We start from the raw sequence: 23,446 nt of genomic DNA on the forward strand, positions 1-23,446 counted from the left end.
CGGTGACGGCACCGCCGGGAGCATCACCGGGGCGCGGACCTGCGACGAGCCAAGTGTTGGCGCGCCCCAGGACTGGCCCGTCCCGGCAGACGGTACACAGATCCGGCAAGGCTGTGGGGCAAATACGGCGAATCGCTGTCTTAGAGCGTCGGCGTCAGGTGCCGGGTCGAAGTCGGCACAGGCCGCAGCGCGGCCGCGGGCGTGAGCGGGGCATCTTTGGCGTCGGCGATTTCCGTCAGGAGCCTATCGAGCGCATCTCGGAGATCCGTGACGTTGGAGAGGTCGATGACGAGCACGGGCGCGTCGGCGACGCGGATTTCCGCGATGCCCTCCTCACCGAAATGCGCATCCGTGGGAGTCGCGTCGACGCGGGCGTGAATGGACGCGTCGTCGGCGAACACCTGGATCGTGTGGGAAGGGACGGAAAGTGCGCGGACGTTCGACATGGGGCGGTGTTCTGAGGTTCTCCCCCTCGCGCCGGCGGCGCAGGTGGGCTCAGCGCACCTATGCGGGCGGGGAGAACGTGCGCCAGTCGTTCCAGCCGGGGAGGTGCTCATCCAGCCAGGCGCGCCTGGTGTCGTCGAGCGTGCCGTGCTGCGCGAGGACTCGGTTGCGTTGCATCCATTCCGCGTGCTGGCGTTCAGCAGCGTCGTCGCTGCGTCGCCGCGGAAGGCGTTCGTTCTGGCGCGTGAACGCGAGGTACTCGTTCGCGGAGGCCGTCCATTGCTGCGCACGCGTCGAGCTCCGCCCCTCTCGGGCACTCTCGGCTCGCCCGAGGCGTGCGTGTTCGACGCCGGCTGGAGAGATGCGCGGCTTCAGCTCCCCCGAGCGAAGCCGCTCATGGACGTCGATCAACGCCTGCTCCCCCGCTTCTTGGAACCTCGCCCATGCCTCTGTGCCCTGGGCCGCTTTCGCGGCGGCGGAACGGCGACGTTGCAGCTCCAGGCTCGAGAGCGGTTGCTTGCGGGCGAGGCCGTGCTTGTCCCGATATTCGTCGCTGGTCATGCCGTGGGTGTGCTTGAGGTGGTTGGGGAGCCATGCCAGGCGCTCTCCGCATTCGTGGCAGAGGATCGTGTGCTCATCTCGGTCCACTGCCCCGTAGATGCCGAAGCCGGATGGGTCGATGCCCACTCTCGGTGTCATACGAACTCACCCTCGTCGTCGGTACTTGCCCGCGCGTGTGCGCCGTCACGGTTGCGGACAACGGTAGACGCATCGGACGCTCGCGCATAGCCCCCGAATGGTGAGTTCTGCCCGGCATCAGACGGAGACGGTGGCGCCGAAGCTGTGGGAACGGACGAGCTGCTCCGCTGCGGTGAACGCGGCTTCTGCGCTCTCGTACCAGCGCGCTGTCGGAGCGATCTCGAGGTTGATGAAGTTGTCGTCGACGAAGGCCCCGTCCTCGTCGTACGCGGTCGCGCCGAGACGCGCGTCGATCTCGTAGCGGCCGTCGCCGTTGTCGTACACATGGGCCGCGATGTCCTGCGAGAGCGCGCGAGTGCCCTCCAACGGCGCAAGCTCGCGCGACCTGGAGACGAATCCCAGCTCCCCTTCGGGACCTTCGGCGAGATGTCGGGTCGGTTCGGTGACTTCGGCGAGCACGAATAGCCCGGTGATGGCATCGATGTGGGTTTCGAGGACGTGCGGGCGGTACTTGGGCTCGGTGAGCGTGGCCGACATGGTGGACTCCGATCGTGACGTGAGGGGCGATGCCTGGCTATGCGGGCTTCGCTTCTGCACTGTGTGCGGTGCCTGCCCGCATAGATCGGTCATGAACTTCCCACTGCTGTGCTGGGCTGCCCTCGTGGCCGGCGCCATCCTCCTCGTGTCCTCTTCCATCGCGGGCGTCTTCAACGGCGCGAGTCTCATCGGCGTGTTGCTGGTCATCGGTCCCCTCCTGGTCCAGATTCCCTCCTCCGCCAACCAGGGCGGTGAGTGACGTGGAGCTTACGAACCACCACCGACGCGGAATGTCTGTTATCAGTGAATGGGGTTCCATCGTTGCCGAAACGCGACAAAACCTCGGATTTCATCTCGCGAGTGAGACAACCGCCGAGCCGTGCATGCGACATTCCGGTCACGACCGCCTCCGCCTCTACACGCGCGACGCGGTCCTGCAGCAGCTCCCCGACGAGGTTCCCGCCGGGTCTGTGCACACGCTCCGCGCGACGTTCACGAGGTCCCCAGTCACCCCGCCACTGTTCGGCGAACGAGGGCAGCTGCTCTGCGCGGGCCTCGACGTGCAGTTGCGCATCTTCGACCTCGACGGTGCGCCGGCTCGCGCGTCGTGGGAGGTGACCGAGCGCACGGTCCAGGGTCCGTCCGAGCATGAGACGGCAGCGATCGTCCTCGCCGGCGTCCTGGACGCCGCCCATGAGTTCCTGCGACGCAACCGCACGGCCCGCCTCGAGCTGCACCTGCCCGAGCGGCTCCTGCGTATCTTCGGACCAGGCGACCTCGGCCGCCTCTCGCTGCTCGTCGCCGAAGACCTTGACCAGGTCACCGCGAATCTGCGCGCCGCCGCGGTCGCCCGCTGGCTGGATGAGCTGAAGACGCTTGGCTTCGAGCGACGCGCGACCCTCTTCGCACAGGCGAAGACCAGCGCGGACCAGGTGCCCATCCCACACCGCTCGGAAGTCACGTACGCCACGGACGCGTCCGTGCATCCGTGGCCGAGCCGGTACGGGAAGGCGCGAGCCGCGTGGGTGCGAGAGGACGGACGGTTCTTCGTCTCGCCGGCGCAGGGCACGATCAACGTCCTCGCCGTCGAGCTCCGCGCGATCCTCGCAGCGCTCACGCACGCGGCCACCCACGAACGCATCCGCGTGCTCACCGACAACCTCAACGCCGTGGAGCTGCTCACCCCCGGCAAACGCCAGAACACGGCCGAGCACCCGAAGGTCGTCACCACGGCGCTGACCTCCATCCGGGAACGCCTCGACCAGTTCGAAGTGCGCCCGCTCATCGAGCACGTCCGAGGTCACTGCGGGCACCCGTTGAACGAAGCGGCCGACGGTCTCGCCCGCAACGCTCGCATGGCCGACAGCGCCGAGCTCCCCTTCGCGCTGGATCTCGTCTCCCGCGCCTGCACCGACTACGCGGACCTCCGCCGTGTCGCATCCCCGGATGCAGTCACCACGCCCGTTGTCGCGCGGGTGCCTCGTGCTCGGGTGCGGCAGCGCGTGGAGAAGGCGCTCGAGCTCCTCGAGAGCGCACGATAGCCGCACACGACAACGGCCCCCACGAACTTCGTGGGGGCCGTTGCTCTGCGCAGGCTCAGTCCGGCTGGACGATCACCAGGCGCCGACCGGCGAACACTGGTGCGAGCACGTACGACGGCGTCCCGTTCGGGTGCTCACCCACCGGCGAAGGCGCCCACACTCCGTACCGGACCTTCTCGTGGCGGCGCTCGTGGTCATCGATCGGGTAGAAGACGGTGCCCACCTCGAGTGTCTCGAGGAACGCGTTCAGCCGGTCGGCGACGGAGAACTCCACCGTCTGGCATCGCTTCGCCTCGGCGAGCTCGTTCCCGTTGATGGGCGCCTCCGCACCTGTTGCGAGGACGTCGCCGACGGTGGACAGGTACGGGTTGATGCCGGTGGTCTGCACATGCATGGGTCATGCTGCCTTTCGTTCTGCGGCGACGCGGATCGAGTCGCCGACGGTGAGGTGGTTGGAGTGGAGCCGCTCGAATCCATCGAGCCGGTCCCCGAACGTCAGGAATGCCTCGCCGCCGACGTGCGCGAACTCGGTCACGACTGCATCGCCGCCGACCATGGCGTCATCGCCGCCGACCGCGGACCCGGTGAGATGTCCGTGCCCGAACCCTTGGAAGCGGTCGAACACGGATGCGCCGTCGTCGAGGCGGAAGTGCTCGGACAGGCGGACGTGGTTGTGGGTCTTCGCGTCTCCCGCCACGATCACGTCCCCGGAGAGGTCTCCCCCGGCGAGCTCCGCCTGGTCGGCCGCTCTGGCGCGGTCGCGGAGGCGTGTGGCGCCGTGCAGGTGGGCACGGTCGAGGGCTCGGGAGTCGCCGTCCATGACGACGTTCCCGCGGACGGTGGCTGAGTGGCGTGCCTGGGCGCGGTGCCGGAGGACGGCGTTGCCGTGCACTTCGGCGTCATCGAACGCCCACGCGTCGTCCTGCAACCGCAGGGTCCCATCGGCCAAGTGCGTGCTCTCCACCCACCCACCGAGGTCACCTGTCGAGACGCCGGCTGCCGGGATGTCGCGGACGGCTCGGATGCGGCGCAGGCTCACCCGCCGCCCGTCGGGGTTCCGGGAGGCGATGCGCGACTCGTCGGTCAGCTCGAACGATGGATCGTCGACGGGGCTTGCTGGGCTGTACCCGTCGAGCGTTCCAGCGCTGGCGGGAACGTAACCCGGGTACCGGGTTTCGACCGTCGCCATCACGCGACAGCCTTGAACAGCGACTCGTAGAGCATCCGCGCAGCGGTCGAGCTCCCGATCGCCGCGAACCCGCGCAGCAGGTCAGCACGGCTGGCGATGGTCGCCGGCACCTGATCAGCGCTGACGGAAGGCCAGACGGACGGGGCGCGTAGGGATCGGCGTCCGTGGCGGTCGATGTCGGCACCAGAGACGGGGCCGGTGACGGAGGTGGGCAGAGTGGCGGTGCTTGCCATGACGGCTCCTCGGAAGAGGGGTGAACAGGGTCACCGCCCCTATGCGGGGAGCTGTCAGATCAAGGGCGCGTGAAGGCGGCCCTTCGATGTTCGTCTTGGAGGAGGCGCAGGAGGCTCGTCACCATGACGAGAGCTTGAAGTGCGTTGCGCTTGGTGTACTGGTTCGGGTGCGTTCCGTGGATCGTCGCGTGCCGGCTCAGCTCTCGGGGTGGATCTTCGGCTTCCCTTCCCTGCGTCGGGGAACCCAGGTACTTGCGAGCGTAGGCACGCGCGATCGGGGCGTGGACGGGGAAGGCCCGGTTGTCGACTTTGCCTTGGAGATGCTCCATCGGGCGCGCATGCTTGACGGCATTCGCGGTCGATTGCGGGGCATGGGAGGTGTAGTGCGTGTCGACAATGGCCATCGCCTGGGCCTGCGCGGGGCCGTGCAACCCGTGCTGATACGCCTCGAGAGCCTGACGTGCAAGCTCAACGGAATGCCCCAGGTGCGCGGCGGTGACGCTGTCCAAACCCTCTGCGCACCTGGAGAGGATCCCCTTGCGGCGAGACCAGAGGCGTTCGATACGGGCGGCCCGATTTGGTGCGTCCACCACTGCACCGACGGTCTCAGAGCTCAGGGCGAACGCCAACGGGATGCCATCGTCGAAGAGGACCTCGTAGAGGAGGGCGCGCGCTTCCGGGGTAGCTGCATACTCCTGGAGGTTCTGCGGCAGCGTGTCCGGTGCCAGATCGCGCTGGAGCTTCCGGGTTCTCTCGAGGTAGTCGAGGATTTGGCGAGCGTTCTCCCGGAAGCTGTCCGCCATGGAATCGCCGAACAAGGAAGTGAAATCCACGGCAGGGCCGAAGTGGAGGCGCGGTCGACTGTCTACCAAGTACGAATTGAAGAATGCGCGAGAGGCATCCTTCAGGGTGGGGATAGCGCTTGGCTCAACGTGCGCGACAGACTCATCAGGATATGCGCGTTCCGGTTTGGCGCTTCGGTCGATGCGGGAGCGACGAGGTGTGTTTGCAGACGGGCCGCGAGCCTGCCCGGCCCTGACCTCTGACCTCTGACCTCTGACCTTGAAACCCACCGCGAGCACGACGAGCGCACCGCGCGCCTCGCCGCCGAGCAGTCCGATTCCACGATCTGGACGGCCCCGTTTTGGCGGGGCACCGGAGAGCGCGCGGTGAAGACCGCCGCCCAGGTGTTCGTCGCGGCGACCACCGTGTCGACCGGCGCCGAGCTCATCCCCGCCGTCGGCGTTGAGGTCATCAACTGGATCAGCGTCGCATCCGTGACCGGCGTCGCAACGATCCTTTCCCTGGCAACTTCGATCGGCAACGCCAGCTTCACCGCCGGCCGCTGACTCGAAGCACCAACGACTACGCCCTTCCTCGGTCGACCTTCACGGGTCCCAGGGAGGGGCGATCTCGTGTGTCCTGGGTCAGGAGCCGTCGGGAGAGTTCTACGCTTCGTCGCTCTGCGGCCAGCGACTCTGCTTGCCCCAGAGCCACAGGTCTTGGGACTCAGTGGCTTCAGCCCAAGCCCGCATACGCGCACCCACGATCAGAACCACGGTGATGTACACCGCGATGAAGACAAAAGTCGCGAGGACGAGCGGCCCAGCCGCGTCCACCTGCGCTTGTACCGCGAAGAGCGCGACGACGTACAGAACGAGCGGGGGTAGCCAGAATGCTGCGAGGGCTACTGCAGAACGACGTGAGAGCGCCTTCCATGCCTCTAGGACACCTAGCTTCCGGAGCTTACCGATCACCCAGATGCAGGCTGTGATCGCCGCGAGCGGGATCAAGATGTAGACCTGCGTTTGGGGAACAGTGAAGTCCCACAGGACGACGGACAGGTATCCGAGGACGCCTGCGACGACGAGGAGCGCGAGAAACAGGAGGATATTGCTGGTCTTTGGCTGCATGAGTCTTCCGTCGTGGCCGGGAGTGACGACCGTAGCGCACACACCAGAACGCCCCTCTCGCTGAAGCGATCCCGGACACTCGGGACGACGCTTCGCGGGAGGGGGCGGTTTCGTGTGTTCATGTACCGTGAGCGCATGGAGAGCAGGCCTTGGTCACTCAGCAAACTGAACAAGCTAGGGGTAAGTCTTGCTACGGGAGTCCCCGCCCCCGAAGATGTCCCCGCGTACGCGGACGTCATGCGTTGGTACGACAGTCACACTTCGGCTGCGCGAAAGATCTTGAGCAGGCAGCCGTGGCGCTCTGCAATTGGCGAGCGTGAGTTCGGCTTGTCCTCGCGAACTAAGACTGTTGACACGCTCGTCGAGAAACTGCAACGCAACGACAAGATGATGCTGGCTCGAGTCGACGACATTTCGGGCGTGCGGCTCGAAATGGACATGACGATGCGCGAGCAGGACGCGGTGGCAGAGGCGATTGCGGACGAGTTCAATCGTGTCGCTGAGAAGCCTTGCAAGGTGAAGGATCTTAGGGCTCAAGATCACCAAGGGTACCGAGCCGTGCACGTCATCGCCTATGCCGGGGCACCGTTGGAGATACAAGTACGGACGACACTTCAGAGCGAGTGGGCGAACCTCTATGAAGAATTCGCTGACAAGTTTGGCCGCTCAGTTCGTTACACCGACGGGAAGCAGCACGAGGTAGTTGAAGCCGTCGCGCTACTTCTCAGGCAGATGTCTACCCGATTCGTCGCAACTCTCGAGACGACGGCCTTGCAACTGCTCGACCTCCAAGCTCCAACGGCGCAGGCGCGAGCGAACGTCGAACAAAACCGCAGTGCGATGAGCTCCCGGGAGAAACGCAGGTTCGATCGCGAGGTAGAGTCCTTGGAGGAGCGGCGGCGTGAGCTTAGGGACCAGCACGAGTCCGCGACACAACTTCTCAGGGGTAACATGAGCGCACTGCGCACTGGGATCCAGACTGGCGACTTCAGCGCGTTGACCGATTGGAAGGGGTAGCGATGGTTGGTTTCTTGATCGAGTACAACCGGCGTACCGGTGAGGGACACCTGGAGACGTTTCCGGGAGAAGACGGCCCCCGTGAGGCTTTTGAGCGGCGCCTAGTTCTGGAGGAACAGCGACGCGACACCGACGTGGAGATTGCCTCCCTGACTAGCGACTCCATCGAGACTCTGCGATCCACGCACTCTCGCTACTTCACTCGGGGACTCTTGGTCGGCTGATGAACGCTTGTACCGCCCTATCTCCTTCGGGAGGTGGGGCGGTTTCGTGCGTCTACGACTCGTTCGCTTGAGCTGCCTTGACGAGGCGGCTGACGTGCATGGGGGACAGTCCGACGTCTTCGGCGATGTGGGCGCGGGGCATGCCTGCGGCGTGGGCGGCGAGCACGGCGGCTTCGCGGTCGGCGTGCGCTTGTGCGAGGCGTTTGGCTGCCGTGGTCAGCTTGCGGCTGTGTTCGTCGTCTTCGGGTCGGCGTTTCATCGGCGGTTCCGTACTGCGGTCGCGAGGGCGATGACGGCGACGATGAGGGCGGCGATCCCGATGATGAGCGTGATGACTTCCATGGCTGCTCCTTGTAGCGTGGGAGGGGTGGCCCCCGGTGCTTGCTTCACCGGGGGCCTCTCTGGTCAGTCCTTGCGCCTGTTGCGCTTGGCTGTCTGCCAGAGGACGACGGCGGTTAGTAGGTTCACTGCCGCTGTCAGTAGGCCGATGATTCCCACCGGGCCTCCCTCCTGTCACCGTGTCTCGGTGACAAGATAAGTGTAACATCATGTTCCATAGAAGTGCAACACGATGTTTTACTATTCTGGAGGCTACGACCAGTCGTCACCACCCCTTCTTCCTGGTTGCCCGCTGCTCCATGTAGAGCAGCGCGACCGAGAGCTCGGAGCTGAGGCGGCTCGCGTCGAGCGCGTCGCCCTCGAGGGTGACCGTGCCGCGGATCTGCGAGTTGCCGTGCGAGATCGCCCACTCCTTCTCGGTCATCGTCCCGACTTCGAGCGCATGCCGCACCTCGGCACGCACGTCGCCCTCCGTCACCCACTTCAGCATCTGCAACCACGCGTCAAACACTGCAAGTGGCTCGAGGAGGATCGGCTCGTACGTGTCACCGTCGACCGTCACCGGCACTGGGACGAGCACGTCGTCAACCTCGCGCAGCGGGGGAACCTCACCCCAAAGGAGCCAGGATGTGCCGTCGACGGGTCTCGTCGCGACCGGCCGCCAGCAGATGATGTGCTTCGTTCGCCTCGAGTCCACACGCTGCACGACCGTCTCGCACTTCAGCGAGAGAGACTCGAGGGCGACTTCGGCGGTGACTCTGACTACTGGTTCGTTCATGCCGGGAATGCTGGCACAGGCCACGGACACTCACACTAGGGTCCAGCGCTCCGCTATCAGCCGCAGGACTCGCGCGTGTGCCACACGCTCTCCCCCGCGCGGCAGTCACGGCCTGCTGGAGCCGTTCGACACATCGTTCGATCGCGGCGGCGTCGGCAAGACACTGGACGCAGTGTCGGCGAAGTTGGGCACCGTCCGGCTCGGGGTCGCCGGGATCAAGAAGCCGCCCGGCTGGTCGTTGAAGCGGGACATGCCCTCAATCCGAGCGACCATCCAGTGGTGCGAGCTCGCGACCGTCCACGTGCGGTGACGAAGACTAGTCATACTCACACACGAACTCGTAGCTTTGGTCGGTGGCGGTGGCGGCTGGCTCCGGTGTGCACGTGGGCGTTTCAGGGGGCGGCTCCCTGGTCGGAGAAGCAAACCTGTGCGGTGCCGTTGCCGAGGCTGAAGTTCCGGCTCAGCTTCAGCGTGAGGGGCCCAAGTTCGACGGATGCGAGGTCGGCCGTGCTCGCGATGCCGAGTGCGTCCAAGGCACAGAGGGCGACTTCGTCCTCGATGAGCACGGCGGCCGCCCCGACACACAAGCCCTCGGTGCTCGCGAACCCGTCAACAGTCACCGGGAGGGTGATCGCCGTGGTCACGGATGTGAGGCCGGGCAGGTCGATCGTGTCGAGCTCCTCTCGAGCCCCGTGGTGGACGAATGCCGCCTGCCGACCGTCGACGCCGGTCGCGACGTAGGTGCGTTGGGCGGTGGTGTCCAGCGAGATGTTCGCGTTCGCGGCGTCACCGATGACGGTCGTCTCGAGGGTGAGCTGGTTCATCGGACCGTCGGCGAGTTCGATGTGCGGCATGTCGAAGTGCAGTTCCGTGTCCTGCGTCATCGGCGTGGTCGTCTGCTCGACGTCGGAGAGAGGCGGCGCCGGGTTGGTGCAGCCGGTGAGCAGGATCGCGAGGCCAGCGGTCGCGGTGATGGCGGCGAGGATGCGGTTCATGGCCCAGCTATGCGGGCGCACGCCAAAGCCCGGCCCTCTCAGCAGAGGGCCGGGCTCGGATTGTCTGTGCCGGGTTCAGTCGCGGCAGGTGGACAGCGGAATACCGCCCATGACGTAGCGCTTGGCGCCTTCCGCGATGATGAAGCGGCGGCGCCCGTAGAAGCGCAGTTGCTCGGTCGACTTTTCGGAGAGTTCCACGTCGGCGTAGTTGCCGCGGATGCTCCTCACGGTGCCGGTCAGGCCGTTGAGGTACTTCGGCTGAAGGCCCTGCAGCGTCACTTCTTGGTCGACGGCGACGGCGGATGCGCGGCGAGTGTCGAGCACCTTCTGACGGGCCTTGATGGTCGCGATGATCGCGTCGAGGTCGGCCTCGTCGGCGTGGTCGGAGATGAACGAGATGGCGTCGGTGCGGGTCGGGGCGAGAGTGGCAGTGCTCATGAGCTGGGTTCCTTCGGTGCGAGGTGGTTGCTGTCACCTGGGCTATGCGGGCACCGATTTCGGCGGCGCCGGGTCGGCGCTCTGGGTCCCTCGCCAGTAGCTGGGGTTGGTTCGTCGTTGGAACCAGTCGTACCAATCGAGGAGCCCGTCGGCGCGCCAGCGTTGGACGCCACCGCCGTCGGGTTTGCGACTGGTGAGGATGCCGGCGTCGACGAGGCGTTCGAGGTGCCGGTAGGTGCCGGAGCCGGTGCTTGTCTCGAAGAGGTCTTTGGCGCTGCGGCCGTCAAGGACGGGGCGGGTGAGGAGCGCGTCGAGGAGGGTGTGGACGCCGGAGTGGGCGCGGGTGCCGACGTGCTCGCCCCAGCTGGCGCGGAGGCTCGTGAACGCGTGGATGACCTCTTCGGCGCCAGATCGCTTCTGCGGTCGCTTCGGCGTGCACGGTGACGATCGGGTCGATGTCGCCTACCCGGTAGGCGGTGAGGGCGTCGATGTACGCCTGTTGGCGGGCGCGGAGTCCGACGCCGACGGGGACGATGACGTGCTGCGTTTGACCTGTGCTGCGGAGGATGGTGTGCGTGAGGGCGCGTCCGGTGCGACCGTTGCCGTCGGTGAAGGGGTGGATCGTCTCGAACTGGGCGTGGGCGACGGCGGCTTTCGCGAGGGCGTCGTGGGTGCGGATGCTGGCGGTGTACGCGGCGAGGTCGTCCATGAGCGCGGGCGCTGACGTCCATGCTGGCGGCACGAATGCCGCGGTGCTCGGTCCGCCCCCGCCTGCGCCGATCCAGACCAGCTGCTGTCGAAGCTCGCCCGGCATGTGAACAGCGTCGGTGGGGTCCATGAGCGCGCGGTGCACCTCGAGCGCGTGAATGGTCGAGTCGTTCCCCCGCGTCTGCTCGGCGACCTGAGTCGCGTCGAGGTTCCGGGCGATTTCTAGCGCGGCAGGGTCGGCGGACCTCCCGATCAGCGCTTCGCCGAGGTGGACGGCCGGAGTCTGCAGCCCCTCCATCTGGGAGGACGCGACCGCTTCGAACACGCGCAGGACGTGGCCGGCGAACGGGTGCTCACGCATGCGCTCGTCGAAGCGGTGCATCGCGGCGGTCGCTTCGGCCACGACCTCGCGCGTCTCCGGCGTGAGCTCGAACGATCGGCCGGCAATGAACGGGACGACCGCCTGCCCGTACGTGGCGGGTGTGCGACCCGGCCGGGGCTCCTCGTCGACGGTGGCCGTGGTGACACTCGGCCACGAGTTCGGGGGATTTCCGGCCAGAAGTCGCACTGCCGCTCGGGAACGCACCACTTCGGGGAGGAAGTGGGACGTTCCCGGCGAAGAATTATGAGTTGCAGTCACGACGACGCCCACTGAGACGTCGCCTGCGCGCTCGAGAGCAACGGCTTGGCGGGGGCGAGCGTGGCGGTCATGGTTCAGCTATGCGGGCACGCGTCAAGCGCCAGGTCGTGGGGCTCGCGCCTGCACGTGCACGCGCAGCTGCTCGTCCCAGCGGGCACGGCATTCATCGCACGACTGGTCACGCCATTCGGCGTACGCGATCACTTCGTCGGCGGTGACCGGCATTCCGTGGTCACCGAACTCGATCACCGACTTCGGACGAGGCACGCGCCACAACACGAGAGCGGTGAGGGCGATCAGCGCCAGCACGACCCCCTCCTGCACCTGAAAGACCACGCGCAGTACCCCTGCCACCAGGGACGCGGCGAGTCCAGCCGCAATGAGCAGCAGCAGAGACGCGGGAGCCCCGCGTTCCGCGACGCCCCGGGCGCGGACAACGAAGATCGCGACCGTCAGCAGGATCCCGAACGTCAGCGTCCCACACGACAGCGGCTCCCACCCGTCCTCGAGGATCGTTGTGATGGCCCGGAACGTCGCCGTCAGCGCGGCAACCTCCAGAGCGACTTCAGCGAAGTCGTGCACGGAGTGCCGTCGCGTGCGAGGAAGGATGAGGCGCAGGTTCATTGCAGGCTCCGGATTCGGGAGTGTGGCTGGTCGCCGCTCCTATGCGGGAACGCTCGGCCCGGCCTCGCTACCATCCAGCCATGGCAGACACGAAGCAGACGAAATCAGTCGGTGAGCACTGGGTTGCGAGCGAGCTTGCGCGCCGGGGATGGGCGCCGGCGTTCACCCGAGACGGGCTCGCACGAACGGACATCCTCGCGGTTCACGACTCCGAGGAGCGCCCGATGATCGAAGTGCAGGTCAAAGCCACGGTGAGTACCCCTGTCCGCGCGTCCTGGCCCCTCGGCGAGAAGGCGCAGCTCCCGCCGGCCAGCGAGCGAGAGTGGTTCGTCCTCTGCGTCATCAATCCGGACGTGACGGTGCCCGTTCGTGGCTTTGTGTTGCCGCGCGCCCACGTCGCAGCCGCGGCCTGGATCGCGCACATGTCCTGGCTCACGGACCCGGATGCGCCCGCAGGGAAGCGCAACGCCCCGGTTGAGCGTTCTCGGGTCTCGGCAACCACGTTTCAGGCCTACGAGGGGCGCTGGGATCTACTGGAGGAGACCGCTTACGAGGCGCCCGTGCTGCTGCCCACGAACTATAGAGATCTAGCGATCGAGCCTCGCGTTGGGTTACCTCCGAACCACCCATGGAAACGCGGCCTGCCGATCTGGTGACTAGCAAACAGCGCTGAGCCGCAGAGGGGAATTAGAGGGCTTCGCCGCCATTTACCCGGGGCGTTGGCGGGGCCCCAAACAGGCAAGTACCCTCCGAGTCTTAGGACAAGAAATCAGCCCAGAACCGTGATTCTGTCCGATACCTGGTGCTCACGAATGGGTGCCCCGACGAACGCGGAGAGATTCAACTTGATACGCATGATCACTAGCGTCACCGAGATCGATATCTTTACCGCCGCGGACCTCCTGATCGCCGGGGTCGGGCTCATGGTGGCCCTAGCTGCCATCGTGCTGACTGTCGTGGAATTTCGGAACGCGCGACAGGAAGCTGCGCGGCACTCTGACCGTGCGATCCGGGCCGACTACCACGCGCTCCTTGAGCTCTACGGTCAGATGACGAGCAAGGACGCACTAGTCGCCCGGCAGACCCATGCATCTGGGTCGCCGTCAAAAACCCCCATGGAGTTTCAGTACTTGCGTGCGTTGCTGTACACGGTGAAGGCCAAGCACAACGCCTTCCTTCGGGCGCTGCGTGCGGATCTGGCCGTAGTGGAACCTCAGGCTCAGTCGAAGGATGCCGAGCGGTTTGAAGCAAGCACCACAAGCGATCTGGACTGGCCACTCCTGGTGAGCAAAATCACCGAGGAAATCGAAGCGATTCGACGGCTACCCGGGCTGGAAGACGATGCAATATCCGCCCTTGACTCCATCAGCCGGTCCAGCGATCACTCGAAGTACCAGTGGCGGGACGAGCAAGCTCTGCTGGGCAAACACGGCGCAATCCAGAGAGTCGCACAGCACCTCGCTGCGGACAACCCCTCGATGGGGAGGAAGGAACTCGCGGAACTCCTCCGCACGACTTTTCGGGTTCCGCTCCCTCTCGAGCGCTGGAAGGACGCGAATATGTTCCTACGGGTAGATTCCGACGACGACGCGATCCGAGTCGTGAAGTCTCCTATTTGCAGCTTCGCTCTGGCGGGTGAACCCGGGCACTGGGTGGTTCGGCATACGCTCGGCTACTCCACGCCGCAAGGCAGCAACTACGCCGACGCCATTCAACTCCCTGCCATCGCCGCGTTGATGACGCAATACCCTCATCTGAAGCGTGTGCGCTAACTGACTTTCTGGGTTGAGAACAGCCTGCGCACGCACAACATCAAAGACGCGCGATATGCGGGTGGCGCGGTGGCTGTGCGTTTACGCACGACACCCCCGCGCGGTGGCGGGGGTGTCTGCAGGGCGGGGACAGTTGATGTGCTGTCTCGATCCGCACGGTAGCAACGATCGCGGCGCCTGTGCGACGAAAACGGCTAGCGCGTGCTTAGGGTGCGCCCGGATGCACAAAACCTCCGCGACCGTGCGGGGTCTCGCGGAGGTTTCGGCAAGGCGAGTAGCCGGGGCTGCCTGCAGGTTTGAGGATACGTGGTGGGTTAGCGGCGCGCTCGTGATGCCGCGCCGCGCAGCTCCCGATCGATGAGGACTGTGCCTTCCTCGCGGGTGTCGCCACGGATGCTGCTCATGCGACTGGCGAGCTTGTCGACGGCGGTATTCAACGGGTGCCGGTTGTCGCGAGCGTGCGCCTTCACCTTCCGCCAGAACACGGCGGCGGTTCGGGCCTGGAGGATGTCGATGATCTCGAAGATGAGGTCCACGTTCTTCTTCGTCGACCACACCGCCTCGCCCTGGCGTCGCCAGTTGGGTCCCCACTCGGTCACGCACTTCTTCGCGTACTGCGAGTCGAACTCGATCGTGAGTGCGGTGTCGGGGAACGCGAGCAGCACCTCCTTGATAGCGGTCAGCTCGGCGATGTTGTTCGTCGTCTTCCGGAACGAGCCGGCGCCGTAGCGGGCGGGCTCTCCCGGCGCTGGCTCTTCGGCGACCCATGCCCAGCCGCCGGGGCCGGGGTTCGGGTTGCATCCGCCGTCGGTGGCGACGGTGAGCACGGGCGGGATCCCGGTGGTCGTCGTGGTCATGCGGTGGGGTCCTGTTCAGTCGGAGTGGAGTTCGGGCGTGCGACGGCCTGCAGCCAGCGCTCGAACTTGGTATGTCGGCGACGATGATGCCGGTGTCCTGGTCGATGTAGAGGCGACGGTGCGTGTAGTTGTCGCGGTCCTCGTCGGCTTCGGGTTCGTAGCCGTAGATGAACGCCTCGATCTCCTCGTACGTTCGAGACTCGTCACCTGCCATCGTGCGCACGCGCTGGCCTCCTGCTCCTCGAAGGCGGCTTCGGCGCCGAGCCCGCTGTAGCCGGCCACGTCGACCCAGGAGTCTCGATGTGTGAGCGATTGGCCGAGACAGACGAGCTTGAGCACCATCATGGCCTGCGCGACCTGTGCTGCGCTCACCGGAACGCCGAGAATGATCTCCCAGTGGCGGCCGATGTCGGTGAACGAGTCGGTCGCGCTGCCATAGGTAGCCTGGCGAGGGCCCGCGATGGTGTCGAGCGCCTCGGTGAGGATGCCCGCGCTCACGGGCGGAGCCGCGTCGAACGGGTTCGGTTCGGTCGTGCCTGGGTGCGCTCGGTCGCGTCTGCAACGGGCCTGAACCAGGCGGCTTCCAGCGCGAGGTCCTGCCGGCGAGCTCGCACGTTCGCGTCGTACCTGTCCCATCGGACGGTGAGCGATCCGTCGCTGTCTTCCCCAACGACGCAGCCGGTGCTGTGGTCCTGGTCGAGGTAGCCGCCGAGTTTGAGAGTCGATTCTCCGATGAACACGACACATCACCGGATACTCCGTCGAGATGTCGATTGGGCGGCCAAAACCCTTGTCGGGGAGAAGTTGTCGACCTACATGATTGATACCGCGGACTCGAACCCACCGCAGGTGCCCGCATCGCGTCGTATCGACACGGGTCCCTTCGGCGGGCTGTGCGTTACTTGATGACGAAATCCTTGCAGCCAAGGCCGGTCATGTTGCTCGGGGATTCGATTGCCACAGCACACATCGTGTGCTTGCCAGGGCTGAATGCTGCTTCGCTCCAGAAGGCATGGTTTCCCTTGACTCCGCTGAGGTACGAGGACGGGTCTCGTGCAGGCGTGACGTGGTGCCATTTGCCGTCGACGATGATCGCTACCGGAAGGTTGAGGCGGTGGTCTCCGGGCGCGTAGGTCCAGCCATAGAACTGCTTCAGTCGACTGTTGTTGCCGTTCGCGATGGCGACATCGCCGACCGGGGCCGCTGACGCTTCAATGTGGACGGTTTTGCACGGCGGGTAGTGGTGCTGCCCGGCGCCGAAGCCGACGGCGACGGTGCAGATCTTGTGCGCTCCTGGAGCGAGCGAGAGGGTCATCGAGTAGCCGTGGCGCCCTGGCACGCCGTAGGCGTAGAGGTTCCGGGACGGCAGATCAGCGAAGGTCGCATTCCATGCCCCGTCGACTGTGATCCCGACGTTGATGGACTGGTAGAGGTCGGAGTGGTCGAATGCGTGACCGGAAACGGTAACCCGAGGCCCGTTCACGGCGACGTTGAACGTGGACGTGGCGTCGAAGCGCTTGATGGCCGCGCTGTACGTGTTTCCGTCCCGGACAAACGAGGCGAGATATTTGGCGGCAACTGCGTATCCGGTCGAGTTCATGTGTGTGAGGTCACCGACGGACATCCAGAGTGCGCGCGGATTGACGCCTCGAGCGATCGAGTTCCGGTCCTCCAGCGTCGGCACGAGGCCAGCGTCTTGCAGGGCGCCGTTCGCGAGGTAGTCCGCGAGTGGGATCGTGCGCTGGCCGTAGGTGCTCAGGATCCAGGCGTTGATGTTTTTGCGGTTCGCAGCGTTGGGGTGCTCGTCGCCGCCGTACGCCGGCGGTACCTGTACGACGTAGTACGGCGCTGATGACGTTGATTTGTGCAGATTCACGAGGCGTGTGGTGTCAGCTTTGACCTGAGCTGGATCGCCGAGGTTGTTCGAGCCAACCCAGAAGATTGAGGTCACCCCGGGGCGAGGCTTGTCGAGTGAGTGGATGGGTGTCCACGTGCTCACGTTCGTCTTGGTTCCTGGCGAGTCCCTGGTGAACACCCAGGTCTTACTTGGGTCTCCCACCTCCGGCTGGTGGACGAGCTTTCCGGAGATGCCAGCAATCTGGGCATCCATGAAGACTCGGCCGAGTCCGGTCTCGCTTGTCGGCATACCTTGAGGAAGGCCGAGCTGCACTGAGCCGGATGCCGGGATGGTGACGTTCTTCCCAAGGTAGAGCTGGTAGACGCCGGCAGTTACCGCGATCGCGGTGGAGTTCATGCCACCGTCGGAATTGTTGACAACGCTCCAGCCGCTCAGTGCCCCTGGCAGGGCGCCGTTGCAGATGTAGTTCAGTGAAGAGGAGCCGTAGCACTGCACAGCTTTGGAGCTGGCGGCTGCCCTGTGCACTTCGGAGGTCAAGGTCGACTCTTCATCCGGACTGATTTCGTCGGCGCTCGACTCTTCGGTGGGCGTCGATTCCGGTGTTGACCCAGAAGTGGGTTCCGGCGTCTTCGCCGAAGCTGTAGGCCTTGGGCTCGACGCCAGGTCGCTGAGTGCTGGTGTGGTCGCGCTCGGAGCGGGGTCGGTAGTCACGTTGGCGAGCGCGAGCGCCGTAGCGCAGATGTCGGACGAGGCGGCGGTCGATGTGGGCGCCGGTGTCTCGGAGGGGGTGAGTGTCGAAGGCGGGATCGCCGTGGCGGTCGCTGTCGGCGAGGGAGTTGGAGTCTCGCAGGCTTCGCCGGCGGCAGTTTGTTTAGAAGTTGGGGTGAGGGTCGCGGCCACGGCGGGGGTCATCGTCGTGCCGATCAGGGCAGTGCTCAGCACCAGGGCGTGGAGCAGGCGGCTTGCTGCGGATCGCATCGGGGGTTCCGTTCGTTTCGTCTGGGTGGCGGCACTGGGACTGTGTGCGGCTCAGTCGTCTCGGCTATGCGGGGGCGTTCACCTGCGCTCACCGAGGCGGGACAACGAACGCCAGGAGCCTGACTGCGGGAGCATAGCCACGGGGGTGGGCAGCAGTCAGCCGATGGCGCTCTCGGGCGCGAATACGACGGAAAACGCCCATTGGGACGGCCAGTGGCCCGCACCTCGTGAGAGGTGCGGGCCACTGCTGACTCACCTGCTGGGGCTAGTTCTGAGCCTCAGCGTTCGTCACCGCGCTCTCGCGACGGCGGCGGTTGCGGAGGGCGAGGAAGAACCCGCCACCAAGGAGGGCGAGGACTCCAGCACCGACGGCGGCAACGATCCCTGCCTGCTGAGCACCGGTGGTGGCGAGCGAGGAACCGTCGGAGGCGGGCGCCGGCGGGACCGGTGCCGGCTGCGTCGGAACTTCGTCGTTGTCGTTGTCGGTGACAGGACCGCGCGGGGTGTCGCCAGTGACCTTGCCGACGTTCACGAACGTGCCGGCATCAACATCTGCCTGCGTGATCGTGTACGGCTTGGACTGAGTCGACGCGGATGCGCCAACCTCGAGCGCTCCGACGTTGCCACCGTCCACGAGCTCCACGCCAGCAGCGGCGAGCTTCTCGTCCGTGACGATGGCTTCCGTGATGGTCACGTTGCCGGTGTTCTTCACGTCGAAGTCGAAGACGACCGTGTCACCAGAGTCGGTGACACCGTTCTTGTTGGCGTCGACGACAGCCTCAGGCTTGTGCGACTTCTCGATGGAGATGCCGGGCGTGCCGTCGGTGGGAACCTCGTCATCGTCGTCATCCTTCACGGGACCCTTCGGAGTGTCGCCGGTGACGAGTGCGACGTTGGTGAAGCCACCGTTGTCGACGTCCGCCTGCGTGATCGTGTAGGGCGCGGACTTGATCGTCGTGGACTGGCCCACAGCGATCGTGCCGAGCTTGCCGTCACCTTCGAGCTTGACTCCCGCGTCGGCGAGCATCTTGTCGGTGATGACCGCGTTCTCGATCGTCAGGTGACCCGTGTTGGACGCCTTGAGGTCGAACACGACGGTGTCACCAGCGTCAACGAGGCTGTTGCCGTTGACGTCGGTGATGTCCTCGCCGTCATGCGACTTCTCGAGCTTGATTCCCGGGGTGCCGTCCGTGGGAACCTTGTCGTCGTCCTCGTCCGTGACCGGACCCTTGGGGCTGTCGGCCTTGACGGTGGCGACGTTGTGGAAGAAGCCAGCGTCGACGTCAGCCTGCGTGAGCGTGTACGGCTCCGACTTCACCGTCCCGGACGCGCCGACGGCCAGCGACCCGAGCTTGCCGCCGTTGACGAGACCAACACCTGCAGCGGAGAGCTCCTCGTCGGTGACGATCGCGTTCTGGAGTGGGATGTTGCCAGTGTTCTGCGCGACGAACGTGAAGACGACCTGGTCGCCCGCGTTCGTGAAGCCATCGCCGTTGACATCGGTGATGTCGGCCTCCGTGTGCGTCTTTGTCAGCGAGATCGAAGGGTCGCACGCGGTCAGCGCATCGCTGCGAAGCTGGTTTGCGAGGTTCGAGATCGAGATCGCCTTGTCGACGGTCCAACCGGGCTGGAGCACCTGCATGGCGGAGTTCACCTGCTCCGGCGACGACGGGTAGATCGGGTCGTCGAGGCCGTGCATTTCCGGCTGGTTCGTGCGGATGAAGATCGGGGCCAGCTTGATGCCTGCGGCGTTGATTTCGGCGACCACCTCGGCCGCGGCGTTGGCGGCATCCGGCGAGTACCACTCACCTGATGGGAGCGATGGCGAGAGGCTTCCGTCTGGGAGCCGGTACGAGTTCGGGACACCGTCGGTGATGAAGACGATCGTGTCCGCGCCCTGAGCCTGTGCGTTCGCAAGACCTTCGCGAAGGCCGTCCGCCCAGTTGGTGGATGCCGATCCCTCACGGAATGCGGGGGTGCCACCGCGAGTGTCATCGAAGTCGTAAGCGGCGACAGTCGCGCGCAGCGCCGCGTTTCCACTGGCCGTCGAGATGTCCTGGTCAAGGACTCGTGGGGCTGTCAGCAGGGGTGCGCTTCCGCCGAATGAGCTGATGCCAGCCGTGGCAGGGATCTCGAGCCCCTCGAACCCAGCGAACATGGAACCGAGCTGGTTCTTCGTGTCAGCGAGATTCTGCGGTGAGAAGGACGACGTCACGTCCTGAACTGCCACGAAGTTGATGGAGCACGTATCGCCAGGTGCGGCTACGGCCGCAGGCGCGGTAATCGCGGCGCCGACCAGCGGTGCAGCGATGGCAAGGGCCGTGACTGCGGCACCAACCCGGCGCTTGCGCTTCCCGGGCCCGGTCCGGGCGGTGGGGGTGGACGTGGTGGTCATGAGGTCCTTTCGGGACGGAACGATGGATGTGGCGGCACGCGTGAGCGAGTACCGGGTCGACGCGAGTTCCCGGTCTGGGCCGGTTGCCCTCCCCCTATGCGCGAACTCGGCCTGAGCCGGGCGCGGAGCTTCGGGAGCTGCGTCGTGTCTTCTCTGCGCGAACCCGGGATTGGACCGTGGCGTCGCGGCGTGGAAGCCGTGCACGTGCCCCTATGCGCGAACTCGGCCAGAACCGGGAACTCGCCCTTGGGGCTGCGTGCACATGCCCTATGCGCGAACTCGCCTGGAACCGACGAAGCGCCCGCCAGAGCCGCTGCGTGGGGGATCCAGGCGGGCACTGCGTGGTCGGCGTCAGTAGAGCCTTCGGTACTCGACCGGCACCTCGTGCGCCCAGCTGCGAGCAGCCGCGATACCGGCTTCCATGCCACGGTTGATGCCGAGGTCCGTGTAGACGACGAGCTTGGACGCGACCCCGATCCACGCGTGACCGGCGGCGATGCCCAGCGCTCGCTCGGCGGGGTCGGCGTCGTCGAGGATGCCCGGTTGCGTGTACAGCAGGTGCGAGGCAATGGGGGCTTCGCCCCGGGCGAGGCTGTCGGCGACGCACGCGCGGGCGTAGGCGAGGTTGGCTTCGACGTCGCCCGCGTACGGGGACTCGAGCACGACGAGGGTTGGGCGGGGCTGGCGCACAGCCGGTGCTGGTGGCTTCCCACCGATCAGCGCCGCCAGCATCGCCTCCCGGGCCGGGTCGAGGATCGGGCGGGGCGGCTTGGGGTGGCGGAGGGTGACGGGCTCCGGATGCGGGGCGGGCTCGAGGGTCCACTGCGTCGGTTCGGCGAAAGGTGACTCGCGGTCAGCGTCTGTCGCGCCGCCGAAGCGGATCCTGTGCACGCCGTCGCTGTAGAAGGCGGACTCGGATGTCGTGCCTGGCTGTTGCTGCTCGGTCATCGGTCGTCCGTTCGTCGCGCTCGGGAAGAGTGGGGCCGGGCGGCTGCAGTCATTCCGCCGCCCGGTAAAGAGCGCTGGCGGTTCTGGCGCCGGTCATCTCTGCCGGCTCGCCGCCATCCATCCCAGACCGTGTACTTGGATTTCCGCGGCCCAGGCGAGGTTGACGCTCGGCACCTCTATGCGGGCACCGTCAGCGAAGCCGCAGGTACTGACCTTCGAGCGCTGATGCTGCGAGGGCTTCCGCGTCGTGCGAGCCGTACGCGATGAGGGCAGATGGAGCCCCGGAATTGTGGGCCGCGCGCGTCCCGTCCGGATGCAGGAAGTGCAGGCGTCCGCGCAGGAACAGTACCGCGGACGCTTCCGGCCAGACATGCTCGAACCACATGGACGTCTCCGTGCGAGCGAAGACCAGGGCCGTGCCGGTGCCGTGCTCGGCGAGCTTCGCCAGCCACGCCGCCGTCTCACGCCCATACGGCGGGTTCAGGAACACACGTCCCGTCCAGTCGCGAGCGAGCCCGTCGATGCCAGCCTCCGGTGTCCACGTCTCCGCGGCAAGCTCGTGTCCTGGAGCGCCGCACGGGGCGAGCTCGAACCGACCGAGCGCGCTGACGATCGGCGTCGGCGTCAGCCATCGGTCGGTGCCCGGGACAGGAGATTGGTGGCTGCCGATGCCGGAGCGCGCGGGTGCCGGAGTCTCTGTGAGGGTGGCGGCGGTCATGGCGTAGGTCCGGGCGTCGTCGCCCCGGCTGGTGGCGCGGTCTCGAGGTAGGCGATCGCTGCATCGAATGCGCACTCGAGTGTCCGTCGCACCTCAGGCGTGGCGGGTTCCGGCCCGGTGGCGTAGACGGCGTCCGAGTAGGCGCCGTTCTTGAGTGCCCAGTTGACATAGACGTGCCCCAGGCAGAACCGGCGCTCGTGGCACCCTTCCTTGACCTGGATGCCGAGGATGCGCATCTTTCGCCCATCCGGAGTCTCGGCCTCGACTTCTTCGAGCAGATCGAAACGAGAGCCGTGGACATTGGGCTTGCGCTTGAACTCGCGGTAGAGCTTGCGGATCTCGACAGGTATGAGCTGTGCAGTTTGGGCTTCGGGAGTTGTGGTGGTCGTGTGGGTCATGATGTCTCCTGCGGTTCGGGCGTTGTCGCCTCTTCGGTGGTCGGCGGCGCCGGAGTGGCGCCGTCCGCTGGAGCCGGCGCGTTCCCGGACGGTGTTGGCCCGCTCGACGCCGGGGTGGTTGGCGCCGGATCGACGGGTGTTGGGTTCTCGGGTTCAGGCTGCTGTGGGCTCGGCCCCGCATCCGGGACAGACGGAACCGGGAGTGTTGGCGTCTCGATGACGGGCACGGCCGGTGGCACGTAGCTGTCGGACTGCTCCGGCGTCCACCCCTCCCCCTCGTCGGTGCTGTTGCCGGTCGGCGGGTTCCAGACGGGCGCTCCCCCGAACACGTCCACGGCCTTGCCGTCGGCGTACTTCTGGAGGAACTTCTGCGGGTCGACGTGGACGCCGTCGACGATGATCTCGAGATGCAGGTGCGCGCCGGTGGAGGCTCCCGTGTTGCCAAGAAGGCCCACGAGCTGGCCGGGCTTCACCTGGTCGCCGATGTTCACGGCTGGGGAGCCTGCGACCATGTGCCCGTAGACGGAGCGGACCTGCTTCCCGTCGATGCGGTGCTCGACGACCACGTGCGCGCCGAGCCCACCCAAGTCCGTGCGGACGACGTCGACGACAGTGCCCGCGGCGATGCTGCCGAGACGCGTGCCTTCGGGACCGGCCAGGTCGAGGCCGCGGTGGTTGGAGGAGCAGCCGGAGCATGGGGAGACGCGTGGGCCGAACCCGTCGGTGACGGTGACCTTCGACATGTCCGCCGGCCATTGCACGCCCGCGGCCGCCGCGGCAGCTGCCGCTCCAATGAGCGGCACCTCGCGGCTGGACGCGGCAGCAGGCAGGTCACCGGAGACGGTGTACGTCTCTCCCCCGCGACCGTCGGAGACCTCCGCGGAGCTCGACACGACCGGCACGCTCGACTGGCCATCGTCTCCCGCGGCCGCGCGGACCCCGGCGGCCCCGAATGTAGCACCGAGCACCAGCGCGATGGAACCGGCGGCGACCGTGACAGACGCGATCTTCTGCCGGCGGGCTCGGCGCTCGTTCGCGCGGCGTCCGGCTCGGCTGGACGGCATCGGGGCGGTGGTGGATGTGAGGGGTGTCACGGCGCGGAATCTCCAGTCAGGTGTGGACATACTCGGACGAACACCGCCCGACCGGGACCTCGCAGGGAAGATCCGGTCGGGCGGGCGTTTTCGTTCGTCCCTGGTCCCC

General features: G+C 66.3%; 30 protein-coding genes. 7 read left to right on the forward strand and 23 right to left on the reverse strand.

Going from position 1 to position 23,446, the window contains the following annotated elements; genetic code table 11:
• Positions 1 to 140: 140 nt before the first annotated feature.
• From C5E06_RS09705 to C5E06_RS09715, 3 genes are all read right to left on the reverse strand, one after another.
• The gene (locus C5E06_RS09705) at positions 141 to 446 is read right to left on the reverse strand and encodes a hypothetical protein (RefSeq protein WP_104306732.1); all 306 of its coding nucleotides are present in this window, start codon (positions 444 to 446) and stop codon (positions 141 to 143) included.
• A 58-nt stretch (positions 447 to 504) separates the two neighbouring features.
• A complete protein-coding gene (locus tag C5E06_RS09710; protein WP_104306733.1) occupies positions 505 to 1,143 on the reverse strand; it encodes a MucR family transcriptional regulator in 639 nt (212 codons plus the stop codon).
• 117 nt (positions 1,144 to 1,260) lie between these two features.
• On the reverse strand, positions 1,261 to 1,680 hold the full coding sequence (locus tag C5E06_RS09715) for a hypothetical protein (protein ID WP_104306734.1): 420 nt from the start codon (positions 1,678 to 1,680) through the stop codon (positions 1,261 to 1,263).
• Between the two features lie 91 nt (positions 1,681 to 1,771).
• On the opposite strand from C5E06_RS09715, the gene C5E06_RS19240 reads away from it, so the two are divergent.
• Both C5E06_RS19240 and C5E06_RS09720 read left to right on the forward strand, forming a co-directional pair.
• Positions 1,772 to 1,939 (forward strand): hypothetical protein, encoded by a 168-nt coding sequence (locus C5E06_RS19240; protein WP_181062928.1) that lies wholly within the window; start codon positions 1,772 to 1,774, stop codon positions 1,937 to 1,939.
• A gap of 124 nt (positions 1,940 to 2,063) precedes the next feature.
• Positions 2,064 to 3,221, forward strand: coding sequence for an RNase H family protein (locus C5E06_RS09720; protein ID WP_181062929.1), 1,158 nt, complete (start codon positions 2,064 to 2,066; stop codon positions 3,219 to 3,221).
• Between the two features lie 55 nt (positions 3,222 to 3,276).
• On the opposite strand, the gene C5E06_RS09725 is transcribed toward C5E06_RS09720, so the two are convergent.
• From C5E06_RS09725 to C5E06_RS09740, 4 genes are read right to left on the reverse strand one after another with little or no spacing between them, the layout of a single operon-like run.
• Positions 3,277 to 3,615 carry a hypothetical protein gene (locus C5E06_RS09725; protein ID WP_104306736.1) on the reverse strand — a complete coding sequence of 113 codons (339 nt, stop codon included), beginning with the start codon at positions 3,613 to 3,615 and terminating at the stop codon, positions 3,277 to 3,279.
• Positions 3,616 to 3,618: 3 nt separating this feature from the next.
• The gene (locus C5E06_RS09730; RefSeq protein WP_104306737.1) at positions 3,619 to 4,410 is read right to left on the reverse strand and encodes a hypothetical protein; all 792 of its coding nucleotides are present in this window, start codon (positions 4,408 to 4,410) and stop codon (positions 3,619 to 3,621) included.
• A complete protein-coding gene (locus C5E06_RS09735; RefSeq protein WP_104306738.1) occupies positions 4,410 to 4,643 on the reverse strand; it encodes a hypothetical protein in 234 nt (77 codons plus the stop codon). Before C5E06_RS09735 ends, C5E06_RS09730 begins: the two co-directional genes overlap by 1 nt.
• Before the next feature lie 59 nt (positions 4,644 to 4,702).
• A complete protein-coding gene (locus C5E06_RS09740) occupies positions 4,703 to 5,476 on the reverse strand; it encodes a hypothetical protein (RefSeq protein ID WP_146081349.1) in 774 nt (257 codons plus the stop codon).
• 294 nt (positions 5,477 to 5,770) lie between these two features.
• On the opposite strand from C5E06_RS09740, the gene C5E06_RS19245 reads away from it, so the two are divergent.
• Positions 5,771 to 5,992: a holin gene (locus C5E06_RS19245; protein WP_258067632.1), complete on the forward strand. Its 222-nt coding sequence runs from the start codon at positions 5,771 to 5,773 to the stop codon at positions 5,990 to 5,992.
• A 99-nt stretch (positions 5,993 to 6,091) separates the two neighbouring features.
• On the opposite strand, the gene C5E06_RS09750 is transcribed toward C5E06_RS19245, so the two are convergent.
• Complete coding sequence (locus tag C5E06_RS09750) at positions 6,092 to 6,556, reverse strand: hypothetical protein (protein WP_104306741.1); 465 nt, start codon at positions 6,554 to 6,556, stop codon at positions 6,092 to 6,094.
• A gap of 135 nt (positions 6,557 to 6,691) precedes the next feature.
• On the opposite strand from C5E06_RS09750, the gene C5E06_RS09755 reads away from it, so the two are divergent.
• Positions 6,692 to 7,573 carry a RelA/SpoT domain-containing protein gene (locus C5E06_RS09755; RefSeq protein ID WP_181062931.1) on the forward strand — a complete coding sequence of 294 codons (882 nt, stop codon included), beginning with the start codon at positions 6,692 to 6,694 and terminating at the stop codon, positions 7,571 to 7,573.
• Positions 7,574 to 7,849: 276 nt separating this feature from the next.
• On the opposite strand, the gene C5E06_RS09765 is transcribed toward C5E06_RS09755, so the two are convergent.
• From C5E06_RS09765 to C5E06_RS19250, 3 genes are all read right to left on the reverse strand, one after another.
• Positions 7,850 to 8,056 (reverse strand): helix-turn-helix domain-containing protein, encoded by a 207-nt coding sequence (locus C5E06_RS09765; RefSeq protein ID WP_104306744.1) that lies wholly within the window; start codon positions 8,054 to 8,056, stop codon positions 7,850 to 7,852.
• Positions 8,053 to 8,187 carry a hypothetical protein gene (locus C5E06_RS19615; RefSeq protein WP_258067574.1) on the reverse strand — a complete coding sequence of 45 codons (135 nt, stop codon included), beginning with the start codon at positions 8,185 to 8,187 and terminating at the stop codon, positions 8,053 to 8,055. The genes C5E06_RS09765 and C5E06_RS19615 overlap by 4 nt, the downstream gene beginning before the upstream one ends.
• Before the next feature lie 214 nt (positions 8,188 to 8,401).
• Complete coding sequence (locus tag C5E06_RS19250; protein WP_104306745.1) at positions 8,402 to 8,914, reverse strand: hypothetical protein; 513 nt, start codon at positions 8,912 to 8,914, stop codon at positions 8,402 to 8,404.
• A 7-nt stretch (positions 8,915 to 8,921) separates the two neighbouring features.
• Between C5E06_RS19250 and C5E06_RS19790 the strand changes: the two genes are divergently transcribed.
• Positions 8,922 to 9,224, forward strand: coding sequence for a DUF4113 domain-containing protein (locus C5E06_RS19790; protein ID WP_374953239.1), 303 nt, complete (start codon positions 8,922 to 8,924; stop codon positions 9,222 to 9,224).
• A gap of 82 nt (positions 9,225 to 9,306) precedes the next feature.
• On the opposite strand, the gene C5E06_RS09780 is transcribed toward C5E06_RS19790, so the two are convergent.
• From C5E06_RS09780 to C5E06_RS09795, 4 genes are all read right to left on the reverse strand, one after another.
• Entirely contained in the window at positions 9,307 to 9,909 is a 603-nt protein-coding gene (locus C5E06_RS09780; RefSeq protein ID WP_104306747.1) for a hypothetical protein, read from the reverse strand.
• 75 nt (positions 9,910 to 9,984) lie between these two features.
• The gene (locus C5E06_RS09785) at positions 9,985 to 10,347 is read right to left on the reverse strand and encodes a hypothetical protein (protein WP_104306748.1); all 363 of its coding nucleotides are present in this window, start codon (positions 10,345 to 10,347) and stop codon (positions 9,985 to 9,987) included.
• 283 nt (positions 10,348 to 10,630) lie between these two features.
• Complete coding sequence (locus tag C5E06_RS09790; RefSeq protein ID WP_104306749.1) at positions 10,631 to 11,623, reverse strand: Fic family protein; 993 nt, start codon at positions 11,621 to 11,623, stop codon at positions 10,631 to 10,633.
• Positions 11,624 to 11,788: 165 nt separating this feature from the next.
• A complete protein-coding gene (locus C5E06_RS09795) occupies positions 11,789 to 12,319 on the reverse strand; it encodes a hypothetical protein (protein WP_104306750.1) in 531 nt (176 codons plus the stop codon).
• Between the two features lie 80 nt (positions 12,320 to 12,399).
• On the opposite strand from C5E06_RS09795, the gene C5E06_RS09800 reads away from it, so the two are divergent.
• Both C5E06_RS09800 and C5E06_RS09805 read left to right on the forward strand, forming a co-directional pair.
• Complete coding sequence (locus C5E06_RS09800; protein WP_104306751.1) at positions 12,400 to 12,975, forward strand: hypothetical protein; 576 nt, start codon at positions 12,400 to 12,402, stop codon at positions 12,973 to 12,975.
• A gap of 198 nt (positions 12,976 to 13,173) precedes the next feature.
• Positions 13,174 to 14,091: a hypothetical protein gene (locus tag C5E06_RS09805; protein ID WP_104306752.1), complete on the forward strand. Its 918-nt coding sequence runs from the start codon at positions 13,174 to 13,176 to the stop codon at positions 14,089 to 14,091.
• Positions 14,092 to 14,405: 314 nt separating this feature from the next.
• Here C5E06_RS09805 and C5E06_RS09810 read toward each other — a convergent pair whose 3' ends face one another.
• The 8 genes from C5E06_RS09810 to C5E06_RS09850 all read right to left on the reverse strand — a co-directional run bounded on the left by C5E06_RS09810 (position 14,406) and on the right by C5E06_RS09850 (position 23,337).
• Positions 14,406 to 14,948 carry a ribonuclease HI gene (locus C5E06_RS09810; protein ID WP_104306753.1) on the reverse strand — a complete coding sequence of 181 codons (543 nt, stop codon included), beginning with the start codon at positions 14,946 to 14,948 and terminating at the stop codon, positions 14,406 to 14,408.
• A 15-nt stretch (positions 14,949 to 14,963) separates the two neighbouring features.
• Positions 14,964 to 15,446: a DUF6378 domain-containing protein gene (locus tag C5E06_RS09815; RefSeq protein WP_104306754.1), complete on the reverse strand. Its 483-nt coding sequence runs from the start codon at positions 15,444 to 15,446 to the stop codon at positions 14,964 to 14,966.
• Positions 15,447 to 15,846: 400 nt separating this feature from the next.
• Complete coding sequence (locus C5E06_RS09825; RefSeq protein ID WP_146081353.1) at positions 15,847 to 17,784, reverse strand: hypothetical protein; 1,938 nt, start codon at positions 17,782 to 17,784, stop codon at positions 15,847 to 15,849.
• Between the two features lie 265 nt (positions 17,785 to 18,049).
• Positions 18,050 to 20,179 carry an LPXTG cell wall anchor domain-containing protein gene (locus C5E06_RS09830; protein WP_104306757.1) on the reverse strand — a complete coding sequence of 710 codons (2,130 nt, stop codon included), beginning with the start codon at positions 20,177 to 20,179 and terminating at the stop codon, positions 18,050 to 18,052.
• 351 nt (positions 20,180 to 20,530) lie between these two features.
• Complete coding sequence (locus tag C5E06_RS19490; RefSeq protein WP_219820197.1) at positions 20,531 to 21,127, reverse strand: hypothetical protein; 597 nt, start codon at positions 21,125 to 21,127, stop codon at positions 20,531 to 20,533.
• Positions 21,128 to 21,317: 190 nt separating this feature from the next.
• Positions 21,318 to 21,845, reverse strand: coding sequence for a DNA N-6-adenine-methyltransferase (locus tag C5E06_RS09840; protein ID WP_104306758.1), 528 nt, complete (start codon positions 21,843 to 21,845; stop codon positions 21,318 to 21,320).
• Positions 21,842 to 22,243 (reverse strand): hypothetical protein, encoded by a 402-nt coding sequence (locus C5E06_RS09845; protein ID WP_104306759.1) that lies wholly within the window; start codon positions 22,241 to 22,243, stop codon positions 21,842 to 21,844. Before C5E06_RS09845 ends, C5E06_RS09840 begins: the two co-directional genes overlap by 4 nt.
• Positions 22,240 to 23,337, reverse strand: a complete 1,098-nt coding sequence (locus tag C5E06_RS09850; protein ID WP_181062933.1) for a M23 family metallopeptidase — start codon at positions 23,335 to 23,337, stop codon at positions 22,240 to 22,242. The genes C5E06_RS09845 and C5E06_RS09850 overlap by 4 nt, the downstream gene beginning before the upstream one ends.
• Positions 23,338 to 23,446 lie beyond the last annotated feature (109 nt).

The organism is Pseudoclavibacter sp. RFBI5 (assembly GCF_002931395.1).
Taxonomy (GTDB): Bacteria; Actinomycetota; Actinomycetes; order Actinomycetales; family Microbacteriaceae; genus Pseudoclavibacter.

What these genes read in the sequence shown, in the direction of transcription:
- C5E06_RS09705 (WP_104306732.1), bottom strand. Translation starts at nt 446, where the DNA reads ATGTCGAACGTCCGCGCACTTTCCGTCCCTTCCCACACGATCCAGGTG.
- C5E06_RS09710 (WP_104306733.1), bottom strand. Translation starts at nt 1,143, where the DNA reads ATGACACCGAGAGTGGGCATCGACCCATCCGGCTTCGGCATCTACGGG.
- C5E06_RS09715 (WP_104306734.1), bottom strand. Translation starts at nt 1,680, where the DNA reads ATGTCGGCCACGCTCACCGAGCCCAAGTACCGCCCGCACGTCCTCGAA.
- C5E06_RS19240 (WP_181062928.1), top strand. Translation starts at nt 1,772, where the DNA reads ATGAACTTCCCACTGCTGTGCTGGGCTGCCCTCGTGGCCGGCGCCATC.
- C5E06_RS09720 (WP_181062929.1), top strand. Translation starts at nt 2,064, where the DNA reads ATGCGACATTCCGGTCACGACCGCCTCCGCCTCTACACGCGCGACGCG.
- C5E06_RS09725 (WP_104306736.1), bottom strand. Translation starts at nt 3,615, where the DNA reads ATGCATGTGCAGACCACCGGCATCAACCCGTACCTGTCCACCGTCGGC.
- C5E06_RS09730 (WP_104306737.1), bottom strand. Translation starts at nt 4,410, where the DNA reads ATGGCGACGGTCGAAACCCGGTACCCGGGTTACGTTCCCGCCAGCGCT.
- C5E06_RS09735 (WP_104306738.1), bottom strand. Translation starts at nt 4,643, where the DNA reads ATGGCAAGCACCGCCACTCTGCCCACCTCCGTCACCGGCCCCGTCTCT.
- C5E06_RS09750 (WP_104306741.1), bottom strand. Translation starts at nt 6,556, where the DNA reads ATGCAGCCAAAGACCAGCAATATCCTCCTGTTTCTCGCGCTCCTCGTC.
- C5E06_RS09755 (WP_181062931.1), top strand. Translation starts at nt 6,692, where the DNA reads ATGGAGAGCAGGCCTTGGTCACTCAGCAAACTGAACAAGCTAGGGGTA.
- C5E06_RS09765 (WP_104306744.1), bottom strand. Translation starts at nt 8,056, where the DNA reads ATGAAACGCCGACCCGAAGACGACGAACACAGCCGCAAGCTGACCACG.
- C5E06_RS19250 (WP_104306745.1), bottom strand. Translation starts at nt 8,914, where the DNA reads ATGAACGAACCAGTAGTCAGAGTCACCGCCGAAGTCGCCCTCGAGTCT.
- C5E06_RS19790 (WP_374953239.1), top strand. Translation starts at nt 8,922, where the DNA reads ATGCTGGCACAGGCCACGGACACTCACACTAGGGTCCAGCGCTCCGCT.
- C5E06_RS09780 (WP_104306747.1), bottom strand. Translation starts at nt 9,909, where the DNA reads ATGAACCGCATCCTCGCCGCCATCACCGCGACCGCTGGCCTCGCGATC.
- C5E06_RS09785 (WP_104306748.1), bottom strand. Translation starts at nt 10,347, where the DNA reads ATGAGCACTGCCACTCTCGCCCCGACCCGCACCGACGCCATCTCGTTC.
- C5E06_RS09795 (WP_104306750.1), bottom strand. Translation starts at nt 12,319, where the DNA reads ATGAACCTGCGCCTCATCCTTCCTCGCACGCGACGGCACTCCGTGCAC.
- C5E06_RS09800 (WP_104306751.1), top strand. Translation starts at nt 12,400, where the DNA reads ATGGCAGACACGAAGCAGACGAAATCAGTCGGTGAGCACTGGGTTGCG.
- C5E06_RS09805 (WP_104306752.1), top strand. Translation starts at nt 13,174, where the DNA reads ATGATCACTAGCGTCACCGAGATCGATATCTTTACCGCCGCGGACCTC.
- C5E06_RS09810 (WP_104306753.1), bottom strand. Translation starts at nt 14,948, where the DNA reads ATGACCACGACGACCACCGGGATCCCGCCCGTGCTCACCGTCGCCACC.
- C5E06_RS09825 (WP_146081353.1), bottom strand. Translation starts at nt 17,784, where the DNA reads ATGCGATCCGCAGCAAGCCGCCTGCTCCACGCCCTGGTGCTGAGCACT.
- C5E06_RS09830 (WP_104306757.1), bottom strand. Translation starts at nt 20,179, where the DNA reads ATGACCACCACGTCCACCCCCACCGCCCGGACCGGGCCCGGGAAGCGC.
- C5E06_RS19490 (WP_219820197.1), bottom strand. Translation starts at nt 21,127, where the DNA reads ATGACCGAGCAGCAACAGCCAGGCACGACATCCGAGTCCGCCTTCTAC.
- C5E06_RS09840 (WP_104306758.1), bottom strand. Translation starts at nt 21,845, where the DNA reads ATGACCGCCGCCACCCTCACAGAGACTCCGGCACCCGCGCGCTCCGGC.
- C5E06_RS09845 (WP_104306759.1), bottom strand. Translation starts at nt 22,243, where the DNA reads ATGACCCACACGACCACCACAACTCCCGAAGCCCAAACTGCACAGCTC.